We start from the raw sequence: 15189 nt of genomic DNA on the forward strand, positions 1-15189 counted from the left end.
CCCCTTTGGCATGTCGGATGGCCAGGGCACATTGTCGAACGGGTATCAGGGGGGCGGAATCAGGCCCGCTGCGAGCTGCTCCAGAAACAGCCGCTCGCCCGCGTTCGCGGCCATCTCCGGGGCATCGGCCACAGGCAGCCAGAGCGCGGTGTGCCCCGGCTCCGTCGGCTCGCCGCGGCGCAGGACAGGCCGGGCGATGTAGATGGCGCAGAGCTTCTCCGCCCAGCGGTCGTATTCCGGCATGTAGGTGAAGCGTCGATAGGCCCCGACACGGCGGGGGGCGGCGATGGTCCAGCCGGTTTCCTCCATCACCTCACGGTGAAGGGCGCGGACAGGCGATTCGCCCGGATCCACGCCACCGCCCGGAAGTTGCAGTTCCGGCGTCGGTTCCGCCTGAAAGGTCATCAGCAGACTGTCGCCCAGAACCAGCATTGCATAGGCCCCGGGCCTGAGCGTGTAACGCCGATCTGCCCTTACCGGTTCACCGATCCGTCGTATCATGGGTCATCCTTGCCCTTGGTCCCCCGCACGGGTTCCCTATATAGGGCGGTATGCCAAGGCGCGACGCGCAAGGAAACCCCATGACTCTTGGATCTCAGATCGCCTGGGACGATACCGTCCTTCCGTTTCAACTTGACCGCTCGGACATCCGCGGCCGGGTCGCCCGGCTCGACGGGGTGCTCGACGATGTTCTGAAGCAGCACGACTATCCCGCCTCCATAGAGGCGCTGGTGGCCGAGGCGGTGATGCTGACCGCAATGATCGGCCAGACGATAAAGCTGCGCTGGAAGCTCTCCCTCCAGATCCGTGGTGACGGTCCGGCGCGGCTCATCGCGACCGACTACTACGCGCCGACGGAGGACGGCATGCCCGCCCGCATCCGCGCCTATGCGAGTTACGATGCAGAGCGGCTGCAGGAGAATGTCGATCCCTTCAGCCAGATCGGCAAGGGCTACTTTGCCATCCTGATCGACCAAGGGCCGGGCACCACCCCCTATCAGGGGATTACGCCCATCGCCGGCGGGTCGCTCGCTGCCTGTGCGGAGACGTATTTCGCCCAGTCGGAGCAGTTGCCGACGCGGTTTTCCGTGACCTTCGGGCGCAGCCGGCTTCCGGGCGCTCCCGAACGCTGGCGCGCCGGCGGCGTCATGCTCCAGCACATGCCGAAAAGCTCTCCCTTCGCCAAGGACGGCGGATCGGGAGAGGGCGGCCTGCTGCGCCCCGTGGACATACTCGACGGGGATGAGGAGGAGAACTGGAGCCGCGCCAACTATCTGCTCGACACGGTCGAGGACATGGAGCTGGTGGGGCCGAGCGTGCATCCGACCGACCTTCTGGTGCGCCTCTTCCACGAGGAAGGCCCGCGCGTCTATGACGCCCAGCCGGTGAAGTTCGGCTGCACCTGCTCCGAGGATCGTGTCCGCCAGAGCCTGTCGATCTATTCGGCCAAGGACATCCGCCACATGACCACGCCCGAAGGAATCGTGACTGCCGACTGCCAGTTCTGCGGCGCGCATTACGAGTTCGATCCCCGGACACTGGGCTTCGAGGCGGAAATCACGCCAGAGGACGTCGCTGGCAGCGACGGCAAGAATGACCGCTGAGGCGACCGCGTCTTTTCCCGCCGCATCCGACCCGCTGGGCCGGGTGCGGTTCGCCCTCTCCGTCGATCTGCCGGAGGTGTCCAGCGATTTCGACCTCAACCCGCAGGTCGTGCTGCCCGAAGGGCGGCGTCTGCGTGAGGCAGCAGTGTTGATCCCGCTGCTCCACCGTCCGGCAGGACTGGAGGTCATTCTGACCAAGCGGTCCTCCCACCTTGCGCATCATCCCGGCCAGATCGCCTTTCCGGGCGGCAAGATCGACCCCGGCGATGCCGATGCCCCCTCTGCCGCGCTTCGCGAGGCGGAGGAGGAGATCGGGCTTCCACCCGCCAGCGTGGCGATTCTCGGTCATCTGCCGGTGCATGAGACGGTCACCGGATACCGGGTCCATCCGGTCGTGGGCGAGATCCGCGCGCCCTTCGTTGCCCGCCCGGAACCCGGCGAGGTGGAGGAGGTGTTCACCGTGCCGCTGTCCCGCCTTGCAGATCCGCGTCTCTACCGGATCGAGAAGCGCCGCTGGCGCAACGAATTCCGCAGCTACTACGTGATCCCCTACGGGCCCTACTACATCTGGGGGGCCACGGCGCGGATGCTCATGGCGCTTGCGCGACGGATGGAGGCCGGAAATGACCGCTGACCGGATTTCTGGCGCATGGCTCGCCCGTCCGGAGACGCAGGCGGTCTTCGCCGCGCTGGAGGATCGGGGGCATCGCATTCTGGCTGTGGGCGGCTGTGTGCGCAATGCGCTCATGGGCCTGCCGGTCACCGATGTGGACATGGCCACCGACGCGGCCCCCGAGGCAACCTCTGCCGCTGCGGAGGCCGCGGGGCTGCGCGCCGTGCCGACAGGGATCGACCACGGCACGATCACCGTTGTTTCCGGCGGGATCGGCCACGAGGTGACGACCTTCCGCCGCGATGAGGAGACAGACGGGCGCCATGCCCGCGTGGCCTTCTCCACCGATCTGGCCGAGGATGCGGCGCGGCGGGATTTCACCATGAACGCTCTTTATGCCACGCGGGAAGGGGAGGTCATCGACCCGCTGGGCGGTCTTCCTGACCTGCAGGCGGGCCGCGTGCGGTTCGTGGGTGATCCGGAGGCGCGGATCCGCGAGGACTATCTGCGTATCCTTCGCTTCTTCCGCTTCTTCGCACGCTATGGCGCCGACGGGCCGGACCCGGAGGGACTGGCTGCGTGTGCCGCTCTGGCCGGGGGGCTTTCGACCCTGTCGCGGGAGCGGGTGACGATGGAGCTTCGCCGCCTGCTTGCCGCGCCCGACCCCGCACCCGCCGTGGCCAGCATGGCGGCGGCCGGTGTTCTGGCTCAGGTGCTGCCAGGCGCCGATCCCCGTGCACTCGCCCCGCTCGTCCATCTGGAGGGGGCGCTGCCGCCCGACTGGCTCCGGCGTCTGGCGGTGCTGGGCGGTGAGACGGAGGGGTTGCGCCTGACGAGAGAGGAGGCCCGCCGACTGCGCCTGCTGCGCGAGGCGGAGGGCCTGCCGGGTGCGATCGGCTATCATCATGGCGCGGCCGCGGCGCGGGATATCGGCCTCGTCCGGTCGGCGAGCGTCGGGACGCCGCTCCCGGAGGGATGGCTGGAGGAGGCCGCGCGGGGAGAGGTCGCCGATTTCCCCGTCCGTGCCGTGGACCTCGCCCCGCTGACCGGCCCCGCGCTCGGCCAGCGGCTCGCAGAGCTGCGGGATCGCTGGATCGCCAGCGGCTTCACCCTCGACCGGCGCGATTTGCTGGCGGACTGACGCTTTCGGACCGCTTGCGAAGCCGCACGCTTCCGCCTATGCCCGCCGCCAGCAAGGGAGACGCCCGATGACCCCGGACGCGGTTGCGCGCCTGTTCACACATCAAGACGGCAGTTACCGCTTTGCCCGGTGGAACAGGCCGATCGTGCCAGTCGTCTTCGGGGTGGACGATGCGACGCTCGCCGCCTTCAAGGGGGCGGTGGAGGCCGTGGTACTGCTTGCCCGGCACCGCATGGCGGAAACTGATCTGGATATGGGCGCGAACCTGTTCGTGTTCTTCTGTCGCGAGTGGAGCGAGTTGCTGGCGGTGCCCGATCTGGATGGCCTGCTGCCCGACCTCGGGCGGCTTGTGGAGCGGTTGTCGGCGGAGGACGCGCATCACTACCGGGCTTTCCGTTTCGAGGCAGACGGCGCGATCCGAGCTGCCGTTTCTGTCCTGCGTATAGAGGGCGCGCTGGCGGATATTCCCGCAGAGACGCTGGCGCTGAACGAGATGGCGCGTCTGATGCTGCTCTGGGCGGAAGGCGCCTTTCCGAAGGGGCCGCTGGTTCTGGCTGCAGGCCATGCAGTGCTCCGCCCCGAGATCGCGGGCGTGATCCGCGCGGCCTATGATCCGGTGATGCCGGTTGCCGCCAGCGACCCTTCTCATGCGCTCCGGCTCGCCGCGCGGGTGGCGGTATGAGGCATCTCTTCGCCCTCCGCGTCTATTATGAGGACACCGATTTCGGTGGCATCGTCTATCACGCCAATTACCTGAAGTTCATAGAGCGTGCGCGGAGCGAATGGGTCCGCTCGCTGGGCATCGACCAGCGCCGGATGAAGGCGGAGACGGGCACGGTCTTTGCCGTCCGCTGGATGGAGAACGATTTCCTGAAGCCCGCCGTATTTGATGACGAACTGGTGGTGGAGACGCGGCTCGACCGGCTGGAAGGGGCGAGCCTGCATCTTCACCAGACCGTCCTGAGAGGCACGGAGGCGCTTTTCACCGCCCGCGTTCGGCTTGTCTGCCTCGGCGCGGCGGGGCGTCCGGTGCGGCTCCCGGCCGGGTTGCGCGCGGCCTTGAGCCATATGGCCGTCGATAAGCCGGGCTGACATGCCAAATCACGCGCCTGTGTTGGCAATTTGCCTGCATTCGCGGTAGAATCGGTGTAATCGACAACCGCGCGGAACGACGCGGCCAAAAAAACCCAGACGAGCAGGACAGTGATGGAAACCCAAACCCTCGCCATGGCGCAGGAGATCGACTTCTCCGTGCTTGCGCTCTTTGCCCGCGCCACGATCGTGGTGCAGCTGGTGATGCTGGCGCTGCTTTTCGCCTCCTTCTGGTCTTGGGCGATCATCGTGCGCAAGTTCCTGATGTATCGCGCCGCGCGGGCGGAGGCGGCGGAGTTCGACCGGGCTTTCTGGTCAGGTGAGCCGCTCGACGAGCTTTACGACCGGATCGGGCCCAATCCGCAGGGGGCATCTGAGCGCATCTTCGCCGCCGGAATGCTGGAGTGGCGCCGTTCCCACCGGCAGGACGGGGTGCTGATCCCCGGCGCACAGGCGCGGATCGACCGGTCCATGGATGTCGCCATCGCGAAGGAAGCGGAATCGCTCACCTCGGGACTGTCCTTCCTTGCCACGGTCGGCGCGACTGCGACCTTCGTCGGGCTGTTCGGCACCGTCTGGGGGATCAAGCACGCCTTCGAGCAGATCGCGATCGCGCAGAACACCAACCTCGCCGTCGTGGCGCCGGGGATCGCGGAGGCGCTGCTGGCCACCGCAATCGGCCTCGTCGCCGCTGTTCCGGCGGTGATCTTCTACAACAAGCTCAGCGCGGACAGTGACCGGATACTCGGCGGATATGAGGCTTTCGCCGATGAATTCGCCACGATCCTGTCCCGCCAGCTCGACGCGCAGGCGGCCTGAGCGATGGGGGCAGGGGTCATGCCGGGTGGCGGTGGCGGCAAGCGCCGGGGCAGACGCCGCGGCCGGGGCCGCTCGGGTGCCATGTCCGAAATCAACGTCACGCCTTTTGTGGACGTGATGCTCGTGCTGCTCATTATCTTCATGGTGGCCGCGCCGATGCTGACGGTGGGGGTGCCCGTGCAGCTTCCGCAGACCGCCGCCGCCGCTCTCCCACAGGAGCAGGAGGAGCCGTTGACCGTCACGCTCACCGCTGATGGGGGGCTTGCGATCCAGAACACCATGACGCCGGAAGAGGAGCTGCTACCGAAGCTGCAGGCCATCGCGGCGGAGCGGCGGGACAACAAGGTCTTTCTGCGGGCCGATGGCTCCATCCCGTATGAGCGGGTCGTGCAAGTGATGGGCGCGCTGAACGCGGGCGGATTTTCCAACATCGGGCTGGTGACCGATTCGGGTGGCCCGGCCTTCGGCGGCCGACGGGCGGCGAACTAGGTCCGGCATGTTCGAGCGGTTGGATACCGGCACCAAGGTTTCGGCGATCGGCCATATCGGCCTGATCGGCTGGGTGATGCTGGGCGGATTCTTTTCAACGCCGGAAAGCCCGATGACGCCGCAGGTCGCGGATGTGTCGATCATTTCCAGCGAGGAATACGACGCCATGGTCGCCGCCGCGCCGGCGCCTTCCGTGGCGAGCGAGGCGCCCGCCACCTCCGCCCCCCCCGTGACCCGGCCCGAGACAAGGCCCGAGACAAGGCCTGAACCCGCTGCCGAGGCCCCGCCGCCCGCGCCCGCGCCGTCTCCCGCCGCCGTGCGACCCGCCGAACCGCCGCCGGAAACTGCGCCGGAGGGCGTGGTGGTGCTCGGCTCCCCGATCTCGAACCGGCCCCCGGCGCAGGAAACGCCGCCCGCGCCGAAAGTGTCCGAGCGGCCCAAGCAGCGCCCGATGAGCCGCGTGGCCCCCACGCCGACCGAAGCGCCGCCCCCCGAAGCCAAGACCGCCGAGACGCGGCAGGAGGCCGTGCGCGCCGATGCGCCCGCGCCGCCCAAGGAGGCCAAGGAAGCGCAGGAGGCCACCGCGCCCGAGGAGGCGACAACCCGCGTCGTGACGGAGGCGACAGAGGTGGCGAACGAAGCTGCGGCTCCGAAACCCGCCGCGCCCGCCTCCGCCGCCCCGCCCCGGAACCGGCCGGAGAAGCAGAAGCCCGAGATGAAACCGGTGGAAACCGCCGCGGTCGAGCCGGAGAAGAAGCCGCAGCCGCCGAAACCCGTCTCCAAGCCGGATGCGCCCAAGGAAACCAGGAAGGAACCGCCGAAGCCCGCGGAGCCCGCCCGGGAACCCCCGAAAAAGGAGGCGACGAAAGAGCCCAGAAAAGCGGAGGCGCCGAAGCACGACGCTTCGGACGCGATAGCGGATGCCGTGGCTGCCGCCGTTGCGGGCGGCACCTCCAGCGCATCTGGGAGCGGCACCGGGGGACGGGGCTCTGCGCCTTCCGGCCCGCCCATGACCTCCGGGGAGAAGGATGCGCTCCGCGTTGCGGTGCAATCCTGCTGGAACGTCGGCTCGCTTTCCTCCGAGTCGCAGAACGTCACGGTCACACTCGGCGTAAAAATGGCACAGACCGGCATCCCGGAGAGCGGCTCCGTGCGCATGATCGGTTATGAGGGCGGTTCGGAGACCGCCGCGCGGCAGGCCTATGAGGCCGCGCGGCGGGCCATCCTCCGCTGCGGAGCCAAAGGCTTTCCGTTGCCGACCGAGAAATACGAACAGTGGCGGGACATCGAAATGGTGTTCAACCCGGAGAGCATGAGGATAAAATGAAAGTGCTGCGGACAGCCCTTGGCGCGACGGCGATCGCGCTCGCCTGCCTCGCCGCGACCGCAACGGTTGCCCCGGCGCAGAACGGGCCGCTGAGGATCGAGATCACCGACGGGGTGATCGAACCTCTGCCCTTCGCCATTCCCCCGTTCATCGCGGCGAACGGCGGCGCGCAGCAGCTTGCCGCCGACATTTCCCGGGTCGTGGCGGCGGATCTGGTGGGAACGGGGCTGTTCCGGGAAATACCTCCCTCCGCCTACATCTCGCGCGTGACCTCTTTCGACAGCCCGGTACAGTATCAGGACTGGAGGGCGATCAACGCGCAGGCGCTCATCACCGGGGCCGTGTCGGTCGAGGGCGGGCGCGTCACGGTGAAATTCCGCCTGTTCGACGTATTTTCCGGCCAGCCGCTGGGCGAGGGGCTGCAGTTCACCGGAAGCCAGCAGGGCTGGCGGAGGATGGCGCACAAGGTCGCCGATCAGGTCTATTCCCGCATCACCGGCGAGGGGCCGTATTTCGACAGCCGGGTGGTGTTCGTCTCCGAAAGCGGGCCGAAGGACGCGCGGGTCAAGCGGCTTGCCGTCGCGGATTACGACGGGGCCAGCATGGGCTTCCTGTCCGACGGGCGGGCCATCGTGCTCGCGCCCCGCTTCTCTCCCTCGGGCGACAGGGTGCTCTACACCTCCTACGAATCCGGCTTCCCGCGCATCTACATCATGGACGTGGCCAGCGGCAGCCGCCGCGCGCTCGACGATCAGCCGGGCACGATGACCTTCGCGCCGCGCTTCTCGCCCGATGGTCAGAGGGTGATCTTCTCGCTTTCGCAGGGGGGGAATACGGATATCTACGCGCTCGACATCGCGTCCGGGCGGCGGACACAGCTCACATCCACCCCCGCCATCGAAACCGCGCCCAGCTTCTCGCCCGATGGGCGGCAGATCGTGTTCGAGAGCGACCGCTCCGGCTCGCAGCAGCTTTACATCATGGGCGCGAACGGCGGCGAGGCACGGCGGATTTCCTTTGGCGAGGGGCGCTACGGTACGCCGGTCTGGTCGCCGCGCGGCGACCTCATCGCCTTTACCAAGCAGAACGCGGGCCGCTTCCATATCGGCGTGATGCGCACCGACGGGTCGGAGGAGCGGCTGCTCACCGCCTCCTATCTGGACGAGGGGCCGACATGGTCGCCGAACGGGCGTGTCATCATGTTCACCCGTGAAGGCGCGGGGGCCGGTGGCCAGTCGCAGCTGTTCTCCGTGGACATTTCGGGCCGGAACCTGAAGCGGGTGCCGGTGAACGGCTCCGCCTCCGACCCCGCCTGGTCGCCGCTGATGAAATGACGGCCCGTCGGCCCGCCGCGGGCGGGCAGGCGCGAACGTGAACGGACACCGGGCCGCGCGGCGTTTCCACAACGGCTGCGGCATGTTAAACAGCCTCAAGCGAGGACGGGGACAGAAATGAAATTCGCAACGACAGCACTTCTTCTGGTGGCGGGCCTTGCGCTCGCCGCATGTAACAACCCGGACAAATATGCGACCGGCGCTGGCGGCTACGGTGCAGGCGGTGCCGGGGGTGTCGGCGGCGCTGGCGGTGCAGGCGGCTATGGGGCCGATGGCATCGGGACATCGGGCATCGGGGATGCGTCCAATCCGCGTTCCATCGCCTATTTCAACCAGACGGTCGGGGATCGGGTGCTGTTCCTTGTCGATCAGTCCACGGTTTCGCCGCAGGCCCGCACGATCCTCGACGGGCAGGCACGCTGGCTTGCCACCAACCCCGAATACCGCATCACCATCGAAGGCCATGCCGACGAACAGGGCACGCGGGAATACAACCTCGCGCTTGGCGCGCGGCGGGCGAATGCGGTGCAGGAATACCTGATCTCCCAAGGGATCGCGCCCAGCCGGATGCGGACGGTGAGCTATGGCAAGGAACGCCCCGTCGCTACCTGTCCCGATGAAAGCTGCTTTGCACAGAACCGTCGTGCTGTGACCGTCCTCGCCTCCGGCGCGGGAAGCTGAGGCGACAGTGATGCTCAGTCTGCGTCTTATCGTCCTGTGCACGGGTCTGGCGCTTCCGATCGCCGCGGGAGCGCAGAACCGGCAGGAGACGTTGGCCGATATCCGCAAGGAGGTGAACAGCCTGTCGTCGGAGGTCCAGTCCCTCCGCTCGGAGATGATCGCCTCCGCCGGGCAGGGCGGGCTGCGGATCAGCGGCACGACCCTCCAGCGGCTCGATCTCATCGAGGCGGAGCTTCAGCGCCTGACCAATCGTACAGAGGAGCTTGGCCACCGGATCGGCAAGATGGCTGACGATGCGGCGAACCGCATCGGCGACCTTGAGTTCCGGCTGACGGAGCTTGAGGGGGGCGACCCCACGGCAGCCGGGGCCGTGGCCCCGCTGGGCGGCGGGGGGGCGGCCCCCTCGCAGAATGCGCCCAAGACATCCACTCCCGCGCGCGCTTCCGCAGCGGCGCAGAAGGCCGTGGGCGAGCAGGCGGATTTCGATCGGGCCCGGGCGGTGCTCGATCAACGTGACTTTCGCACCGCCGCGGGTCTCTTCACCGCCTTTACCGAATCCTACCCGGCGGGCGCACTGACGGGCGAGGCACATTACTACCGCGGCGAGGCGCTCGCCGCGGATGGCGATACGCTCGGCGCCGCCAAGGCCTATCTGGAGAGCTATTCCGGCTGGCCGCGTGGTGAGCGGGCGTCGGAATCGCTGCTGAAGCTCGGTACCAGCCTTGGCGATCTGGGACAGACCAATGATGCCTGCACCACGCTGTCGCAGGTTTCCATGCTCTATCCCGATACGCCTGCCGTGGCTCAGGCGTCCACCGCGATGCAGAAGCTCCAATGCAACTGATGCCAGAGGAGGCCTTTGCCAGTGCGATGGCGAGGCTTCTTCCGGCGCGATACCCCTCCTCGATGCCCTCGCTGGGTCTTGCCGTATCGGGTGGGGGGGATTCCATGGCGCTGACCTGGATCGCGCATCGCTGGGCGCGGGACCGGGGCGTGACACTGCGCCTGGCCACGGTCGACCACGGATTGCGCCCGGAGGCGGCAAAGGAGGCGGCGGAAGTTGCCGCTTTCGCGTCACGGCTTGGCCTTTCGCATGACACCCTCCACTGGCAGGGCTGGGACGGCCGCGGAAATCTGCAGGATGCCGCTCGCCGCGCCCGCCGACGGCTGCTTTCAGCATGGGCGGCGGAGCAGGAGCTGGGGGCGGTCCTCATCGCCCATACCGCTGACGATCAGGCGGAGACATTTCTGCTGCGCCTCGCCCGGGGTTCCGGGGTCGATGGGCTTTCGGCGATGCGGGAGGCGCGGCAGGAGGGCGGGTTGCTCTGGCTCCGCCCATTGCTCGGCGTCCGTCGCGAGGTGCTGCGGGACCTGCTGCGGACCCAGGGCCTAGGCTGGGCCGAGGATCCCAGCAATGCCGATCCACGCTATGATCGTGTGCGCATGCGTCAGGCGCTGCCAGCGCTCGGCGCGCTTGGACTGACGGTGGAGCGTCTCTCCGACACGGCCGCGCGGCTTGCCGAGGCGCGGGATGCGCTCGCGGTCCAGGCGGCGCTTGCCGCGCGGCTGCTTCTTCGGGTGGAGGCGGGGGATGTGCTCGTCGATCTCGCGGGGCTGGCGGCCGAACCGGTGGAGATTCGCGCCCGCCTGCTTTCCGCCGCGCTCTGCTGGGTGTCGTCGGCGGAATACCGCCCTCGCCGGGCGGCGCTGGACCGGCTCTTGGCGGATCTCGCAAGGGGAGCGGGCGGCACCCTGCACGGATGCCTTGTAGCGGAGCGGCACGGTGTCGCACGAATCGGGCGCGAGCCGAGAGCAGTCCTGGGGCTGCGCCGCGCCGCGCCGGGCGTCTGGGATCATCGCTGGCGGGTTTTTGGCCCCGATTGTGATGAGTTGGAAATCGGCGCGCTGGGCTCTGCCGGCCTCTTACAACGGCCACGCTGGCGGGAAAGTGGCCTGCCGCGCCGCACGCTTCTTGCCCAACCCGCCCTCTGGCAAGGCCAGCGACTCATCGCGGTGCCGGTGCTGGAACCGGGTGGCGCATGGCGTGCGGAGCTGGTGGGAGGAGAGGACGCGTTCCATTCCTCCCTCATCCCGCATTGAACCTCCCCCCGGATTCTCTATCTTAGGGGGTAGCAGCGCGTGAGCCCGGACTTTTCCCGGGTTGACGCGTATCAAGGGGAGTATCTCGTGGGTAACGCGCGCAACATTGCGTTCTGGGTCGTCCTGTTCCTTCTGATCCTGGCGCTTTTCAACCTGTTCAGCGGCGGTCAGTCCACCATGGCCTCCCGCACGGTGGCCTATTCGGATTTCATCGAGCAGATCGACAACGGCGGCATCAGCAACGTCACCATCGACGGTGAGCGGATCCTTTTCCGTGATAAGGACGGTCAGCAATATGTCACCATTCAGCCGCAGGGCGCGAATGTCGCCGACAAGCTGATCGCCAGGAATGTCAGCGTGAAGGTGGAGCCGCAGGAGCAGTCGGGCTTCCTGTCGCTTCTGTCGCTGTGGCTGCCGTTCCTTGTGCTGATCGGTATCTGGATCTTCTTCATGAACCGGATGCAGGGGGGCGGTCGCGGGGGTGCGATGGGTTTCGGCAAATCGCGCGCGAAGCTGCTGACTGAAAAGCATGGCCGCGTGACCTTTGACGACGTTGCCGGCATCGACGAAGCCAAGGAAGAACTGGAGGAGATTGTGGAATTCCTGCGGAACCCGCAGAAGTTCTCACGTCTCGGCGGCAAGATCCCCAAAGGCGCCCTGCTTGTCGGCCCCCCCGGCACCGGCAAGACGCTGCTTGCGCGCGCCATCGCCGGGGAGGCGGGCGTGCCCTTCTTCACCATCTCCGGCTCCGACTTCGTCGAGATGTTCGTGGGTGTGGGTGCGTCCCGCGTGCGCGACATGTTCGAGCAGGCCAAGAAGAACGCCCCCTGCATCGTCTTCATCGATGAGATCGACGCGGTCGGCCGTTCCCGCGGTGTGGGTTACGGCGGCGGAAACGATGAGCGCGAGCAGACGCTGAACCAGCTTCTGGTCGAGATGGACGGGTTCGAGGCGAACGAGGGCATCATCATCGTTGCGGCCACCAACCGGCCCGACGTGCTGGACCCGGCGCTGCTGCGCCCCGGCCGGTTCGACCGCCAGATCCAGGTACCGAACCCCGACATCAAGGGGCGGGAGAAGATTCTCTCCGTCCATGCCCGCAAGGTGCCGCTTGGTCCCGACGTGGATCTGCGCATCATTGCACGGGGAACGCCTGGCTTCTCGGGTGCCGATCTGGCCAACCTGGTGAACGAGGCAGCGCTGATGGCAGCCCGTGTGGGCCGACGCTTCGTGACGATGGAAGATTTCGAGAATGCCAAGGACAAGGTGATGATGGGCGCGGAACGCCGCTCCATGGTCATGACCGAGGACGAGAAGAAGCTGACCGCCTATCACGAAGCCGGCCATGCCATCGTCGGACTGAACGTCCCGCAGCATGACCCGATCCACAAGGCGACGATCATCCCGCGCGGCCGCGCGCTGGGGCTGGTGCTGTCGCTGCCGGAGCGGGATACGCTCTCCGTCACCATGACGAAGTACAAGTCCAAGATCGCCATGGCGATGGGTGGCAAGGTGGCAGAGGAGCTGATCTTCGGGCGGGAAAATGTCACCTCTGGCGCGACCTCCGACATTCAGCAGGCCTCCCGAATCGCGCGGGCGATGGTCACGCAGTTCGGCATGTCGGACGAGCTCGGCAATATCGACTATGCCAACGAGCAGCAAAGCTATCTCGGCAACTATTCGGGCGGCACGACCCATTCTCCCGAGACACAGGAGAAGATCGACGCAGAAGTCCGCCGCATCGTTGACGAGGGCTTTGACCGTGCCCGCACGATTTTGACCGAGAAGAACGAGGATCTGCATCGGCTTGCGCAGGGCCTTCTGGAATATGAGACCCTCACGGGGGACGAAATCCGCAAGGTCATCGCGGGCGAGCCCCTCAGCCGCGGTAATGATGACGACGCACCGCCGAGCGGACTGCCGCCCAGCGTGACGGCGATTCCGAAGACGCCCCGACCGAAACCGTCGGGTCTTGAACCGGAACCCTCCGCCTGACCTTGAAGCGGCGCGCGGATTGAGCCAGATCATAGACGCCCCGGAGCCATGGCCGCTCCGGGGCGTTTTCTTGTCTCCAGCTCCCAGGAGGAGGCCATGATCAAACTTTTCGGTCAGACGGCTGGCCAGCTCAAACCGCTCGACATAGATCCTGCCGTGCCGCTTCCTGTGGAGGCTGCGGTCTGGATAGACCTGTATCAACCGACCCGCGAGGAGGAGCAGGCGCTTGAAGCAGCGCTCGGCATCTCCATCCCGACGCGGGCCGACATGAATGAGATCGAGGCCTCCTCCCGCTTCTATCATGAAGACGGGGCGCTGTTCATGACGGCGAACGTGCTTTCCCGGCCCGCACAGGGGACCGGTGATCCCGCGCAGCAGGACGTGTTCCTGTCGATGCCGGTGACCTTCATTCTGGTTGGCTTGCACCTGGTGACGGTCCGTTACCACGAACCCCGCTCTTTTCAGATGTACACCAACTGGGCGGAGCGCGGCGATGCGCCCTGCGCCAATGGGAACAGCGTGTTGCTCGGTCTGTTCGAAGCCATCGTCGACCGTCTTGCCGATATCGCGGAGGAGGCGGGCACGGGGCTCGACCTCATTGGGGCGAGGCTGTTCGATTCGCTTCCCGACGATGGTGCCCCGGACGAGACGCTCGACATGCTGGTGGAGCGTATCGGGCGGGCCGAGGATCTGAACGGCAAGATCATGGCCTCCATCGTCACGCTGAACCGCGTGGTAACGGCGATGAGCGCGCTGCCGAAGATAGATGCGAAGAAGGACGCGAAACTCCGGCTGAAGACGCTGGGGCGAGACCTCCAATCCGTGTCGGATCACGTGGAGCGGCAGGCCCGACGCATCACGTTTCTGCTGGATTCCACCCTTGGCAAGATCAACATCGAACAGACGGGTATCATCAAGATTTTCTCCGTCATGTCGCTGGTTTTCATGCCGCCGACGCTGATCGCATCGATCTATGGGATGAACTTCGATTTCATGCCGGAGTTGCATTGGGAGGGCGCGTATTACGTGGTGATCTTGCTGATGATCGTCTCCTCCGTCGCACCATATCTGTATTTCAGGAAAAGGGGTTGGCTGTGAACGACTGGAATCCCGAGCTTTACCACCGGTTTGCCGATTTGCGGCTGCGGCCTGCGCTGGACCTGATGGCGCAGGTGCCGCGCCTGCCCGAAGGCGACGTGATCGACCTTGGCTGCGGCAGCGGAGCGGCGGGGCCCGCGCTCGCTGCCCGCTTTCCGGGACGGCGGATCGTCGGCGTGGACAGTTCGCCGGCCATGCTGGCCAAGGCCGCGGAGGCGGGCATCTATGCCGACCTGATCGAGGCGGATGCAGCCACCTGGCGACCGGATACGCCGCCCGCCCTCATCTTTTCCAACGCGCTGCTGCAGTGGCTGCCGGACCACGACACGTTGATGCCGCATCTCGTCGCGCTGTTGGAGCCTTATGGCGTTCTGGCAGTGCAGATGCCGCGGCAGGAGGCCGCCCCCTCGCATCGGCTGATCCGGGAGGTCGCCGCCGCGCTTTACCCCGATCGGTTCTGTGACCCGGACGCATTCCGCACGACGCTCCGCCCCGCGACCGGTTATGTCCGGCTCCTGGAGCCCGAGGGGGAGATCAACGCCTGGGAGACGGAATACGTCCAGCGGCTGCAACATTCGGCGGAGGGGCACCCGGTGCGGCTGTTCACCAGTTCCACCGCGATGCGGCCGGTGCTGGACAGGCTGACGGCGGCCGAGCAGGCGGATTTCATCGCGGCCTATGAATCAGCAATCTCTCCGTCCTACCCGCAGGAGCCGGATGGAACGGTGTTGTTTCCGTTTCTGCGATTGTTCTTCGTCCTTCGGCGCGGGATCCTGTGATCCCGCCCGTATCCCGGGGCGATGCTGGCTTCCGAAACCTCTCCCGCCGAAGGAGTACAGCAGAAGCGGCAGGACATGCCAAAGCTCCCCCGGGAGGGGAGTTTTCTGATCGACTTG

Annotated in this window: 16 protein-coding genes; 15 read left to right on the top strand and 1 reads right to left on the bottom strand. The window is 66.8% G+C overall.

Annotated elements, in window-relative coordinates; genetic code table 11:
- Positions 1-45: 45 nt before the first annotated feature.
- Positions 46-501: an NUDIX domain-containing protein gene (locus tag CG51_RS04615; protein WP_035742443.1), complete on the bottom strand. Its 456-nt coding sequence runs from the start codon at positions 499-501 to the stop codon at positions 46-48.
- A gap of 80 nt (positions 502-581) precedes the next feature.
- Here CG51_RS04615 and hslO point away from each other — a divergent pair, with 80 nt between their 5' ends.
- From hslO to CG51_RS04690, 15 genes are all read left to right on the top strand, one after another.
- A complete protein-coding gene (gene hslO / locus CG51_RS04620) occupies positions 582-1604 on the top strand; it encodes an Hsp33 family molecular chaperone HslO (protein WP_035742445.1) in 1023 nt (340 codons plus the stop codon).
- Positions 1594-2238, top strand: a complete 645-nt coding sequence (locus tag CG51_RS04625) for a CoA pyrophosphatase (protein ID WP_084695036.1) — start codon at positions 1594-1596, stop codon at positions 2236-2238. Before hslO ends, CG51_RS04625 begins: the two co-directional genes overlap by 11 nt.
- Complete coding sequence (locus CG51_RS04630) at positions 2228-3358, top strand: CCA tRNA nucleotidyltransferase (RefSeq protein ID WP_035742447.1); 1131 nt, start codon at positions 2228-2230, stop codon at positions 3356-3358. Before CG51_RS04625 ends, CG51_RS04630 begins: the two co-directional genes overlap by 11 nt.
- Before the next feature lie 67 nt (positions 3359-3425).
- The gene (locus tag CG51_RS04635; RefSeq protein ID WP_035742448.1) at positions 3426-4040 is read left to right on the top strand and encodes a hypothetical protein; all 615 of its coding nucleotides are present in this window, start codon (positions 3426-3428) and stop codon (positions 4038-4040) included.
- Positions 4037-4450, top strand: coding sequence for a tol-pal system-associated acyl-CoA thioesterase (ybgC, locus tag CG51_RS04640; protein ID WP_035742450.1), 414 nt, complete (start codon positions 4037-4039; stop codon positions 4448-4450). Before CG51_RS04635 ends, ybgC begins: the two co-directional genes overlap by 4 nt.
- A gap of 114 nt (positions 4451-4564) precedes the next feature.
- Positions 4565-5269: a protein TolQ gene (gene tolQ / locus CG51_RS04645; protein ID WP_035742452.1), complete on the top strand. Its 705-nt coding sequence runs from the start codon at positions 4565-4567 to the stop codon at positions 5267-5269.
- Positions 5270-5272: 3 nt separating this feature from the next.
- On the top strand, positions 5273-5758 hold the full coding sequence (gene tolR / locus CG51_RS04650) for a protein TolR (protein ID WP_035742454.1): 486 nt from the start codon (positions 5273-5275) through the stop codon (positions 5756-5758).
- Between the two features lie 7 nt (positions 5759-5765).
- Positions 5766-7085, top strand: a complete 1320-nt coding sequence (locus CG51_RS04655; RefSeq protein ID WP_051930045.1) for a hypothetical protein — start codon at positions 5766-5768, stop codon at positions 7083-7085.
- Positions 7082-8419, top strand: coding sequence for a Tol-Pal system beta propeller repeat protein TolB (gene tolB, locus CG51_RS04660; protein WP_035742457.1), 1338 nt, complete (start codon positions 7082-7084; stop codon positions 8417-8419). Before CG51_RS04655 ends, tolB begins: the two co-directional genes overlap by 4 nt.
- A gap of 117 nt (positions 8420-8536) precedes the next feature.
- A complete protein-coding gene (gene pal, locus CG51_RS04665) occupies positions 8537-9100 on the top strand; it encodes a peptidoglycan-associated lipoprotein Pal (RefSeq protein WP_035742460.1) in 564 nt (187 codons plus the stop codon).
- Positions 9101-9110: 10 nt separating this feature from the next.
- On the top strand, positions 9111-9944 hold the full coding sequence (gene ybgF, locus CG51_RS04670; protein WP_051930046.1) for a tol-pal system protein YbgF: 834 nt from the start codon (positions 9111-9113) through the stop codon (positions 9942-9944).
- Complete coding sequence (tilS, locus tag CG51_RS04675; RefSeq protein WP_051930047.1) at positions 9935-11200, top strand: tRNA lysidine(34) synthetase TilS; 1266 nt, start codon at positions 9935-9937, stop codon at positions 11198-11200. The genes ybgF and tilS overlap by 10 nt, the downstream gene beginning before the upstream one ends.
- An 87-nt stretch (positions 11201-11287) precedes the next feature.
- Entirely contained in the window at positions 11288-13195 is a 1908-nt protein-coding gene (gene ftsH, locus CG51_RS04680; protein ID WP_035742463.1) for an ATP-dependent zinc metalloprotease FtsH, read from the top strand.
- 96 nt (positions 13196-13291) lie between these two features.
- Positions 13292-14293 (top strand): magnesium transporter CorA family protein, encoded by a 1002-nt coding sequence (locus CG51_RS04685; RefSeq protein WP_035742920.1) that lies wholly within the window; start codon positions 13292-13294, stop codon positions 14291-14293.
- Positions 14290-15072 carry a methyltransferase domain-containing protein gene (locus CG51_RS04690; RefSeq protein ID WP_332888838.1) on the top strand — a complete coding sequence of 261 codons (783 nt, stop codon included), beginning with the start codon at positions 14290-14292 and terminating at the stop codon, positions 15070-15072. Before CG51_RS04685 ends, CG51_RS04690 begins: the two co-directional genes overlap by 4 nt.
- The last annotated feature ends 117 nt before the right edge of the window (positions 15073-15189 follow it).

It is taken from the genome of Haematobacter missouriensis (genome assembly GCF_000740775.1).
Taxonomy (GTDB): Bacteria; Pseudomonadota; Alphaproteobacteria; order Rhodobacterales; family Rhodobacteraceae; genus Haematobacter; species Haematobacter missouriensis.

Coding starts and splice junctions, on each gene's coding strand:
- pal (WP_035742460.1), top strand. CDS start 8,537: ATGAAATTCGCAACGACAGCACTTCTTCTGGTGGCGGGCCTTGCGCTC.
- ybgF (WP_051930046.1), top strand. CDS start 9,111: ATGCTCAGTCTGCGTCTTATCGTCCTGTGCACGGGTCTGGCGCTTCCG.
- ybgC (WP_035742450.1), top strand. CDS start 4,037: ATGAGGCATCTCTTCGCCCTCCGCGTCTATTATGAGGACACCGATTTC.
- tolB (WP_035742457.1), top strand. CDS start 7,082: ATGAAAGTGCTGCGGACAGCCCTTGGCGCGACGGCGATCGCGCTCGCC.
- tolR (WP_035742454.1), top strand. CDS start 5,273: ATGGGGGCAGGGGTCATGCCGGGTGGCGGTGGCGGCAAGCGCCGGGGC.
- hslO (WP_035742445.1), top strand. CDS start 582: ATGACTCTTGGATCTCAGATCGCCTGGGACGATACCGTCCTTCCGTTT.
- CG51_RS04635 (WP_035742448.1), top strand. CDS start 3,426: ATGACCCCGGACGCGGTTGCGCGCCTGTTCACACATCAAGACGGCAGT.
- CG51_RS04630 (WP_035742447.1), top strand. CDS start 2,228: ATGACCGCTGACCGGATTTCTGGCGCATGGCTCGCCCGTCCGGAGACG.
- CG51_RS04625 (WP_084695036.1), top strand. CDS start 1,594: ATGACCGCTGAGGCGACCGCGTCTTTTCCCGCCGCATCCGACCCGCTG.
- CG51_RS04685 (WP_035742920.1), top strand. CDS start 13,292: ATGATCAAACTTTTCGGTCAGACGGCTGGCCAGCTCAAACCGCTCGAC.
- tolQ (WP_035742452.1), top strand. CDS start 4,565: ATGGAAACCCAAACCCTCGCCATGGCGCAGGAGATCGACTTCTCCGTG.
- CG51_RS04655 (WP_051930045.1), top strand. CDS start 5,766: ATGTTCGAGCGGTTGGATACCGGCACCAAGGTTTCGGCGATCGGCCAT.
- tilS (WP_051930047.1), top strand. CDS start 9,935: ATGCAACTGATGCCAGAGGAGGCCTTTGCCAGTGCGATGGCGAGGCTT.
- CG51_RS04615 (WP_035742443.1), bottom strand. CDS start 501: ATGATACGACGGATCGGTGAACCGGTAAGGGCAGATCGGCGTTACACG.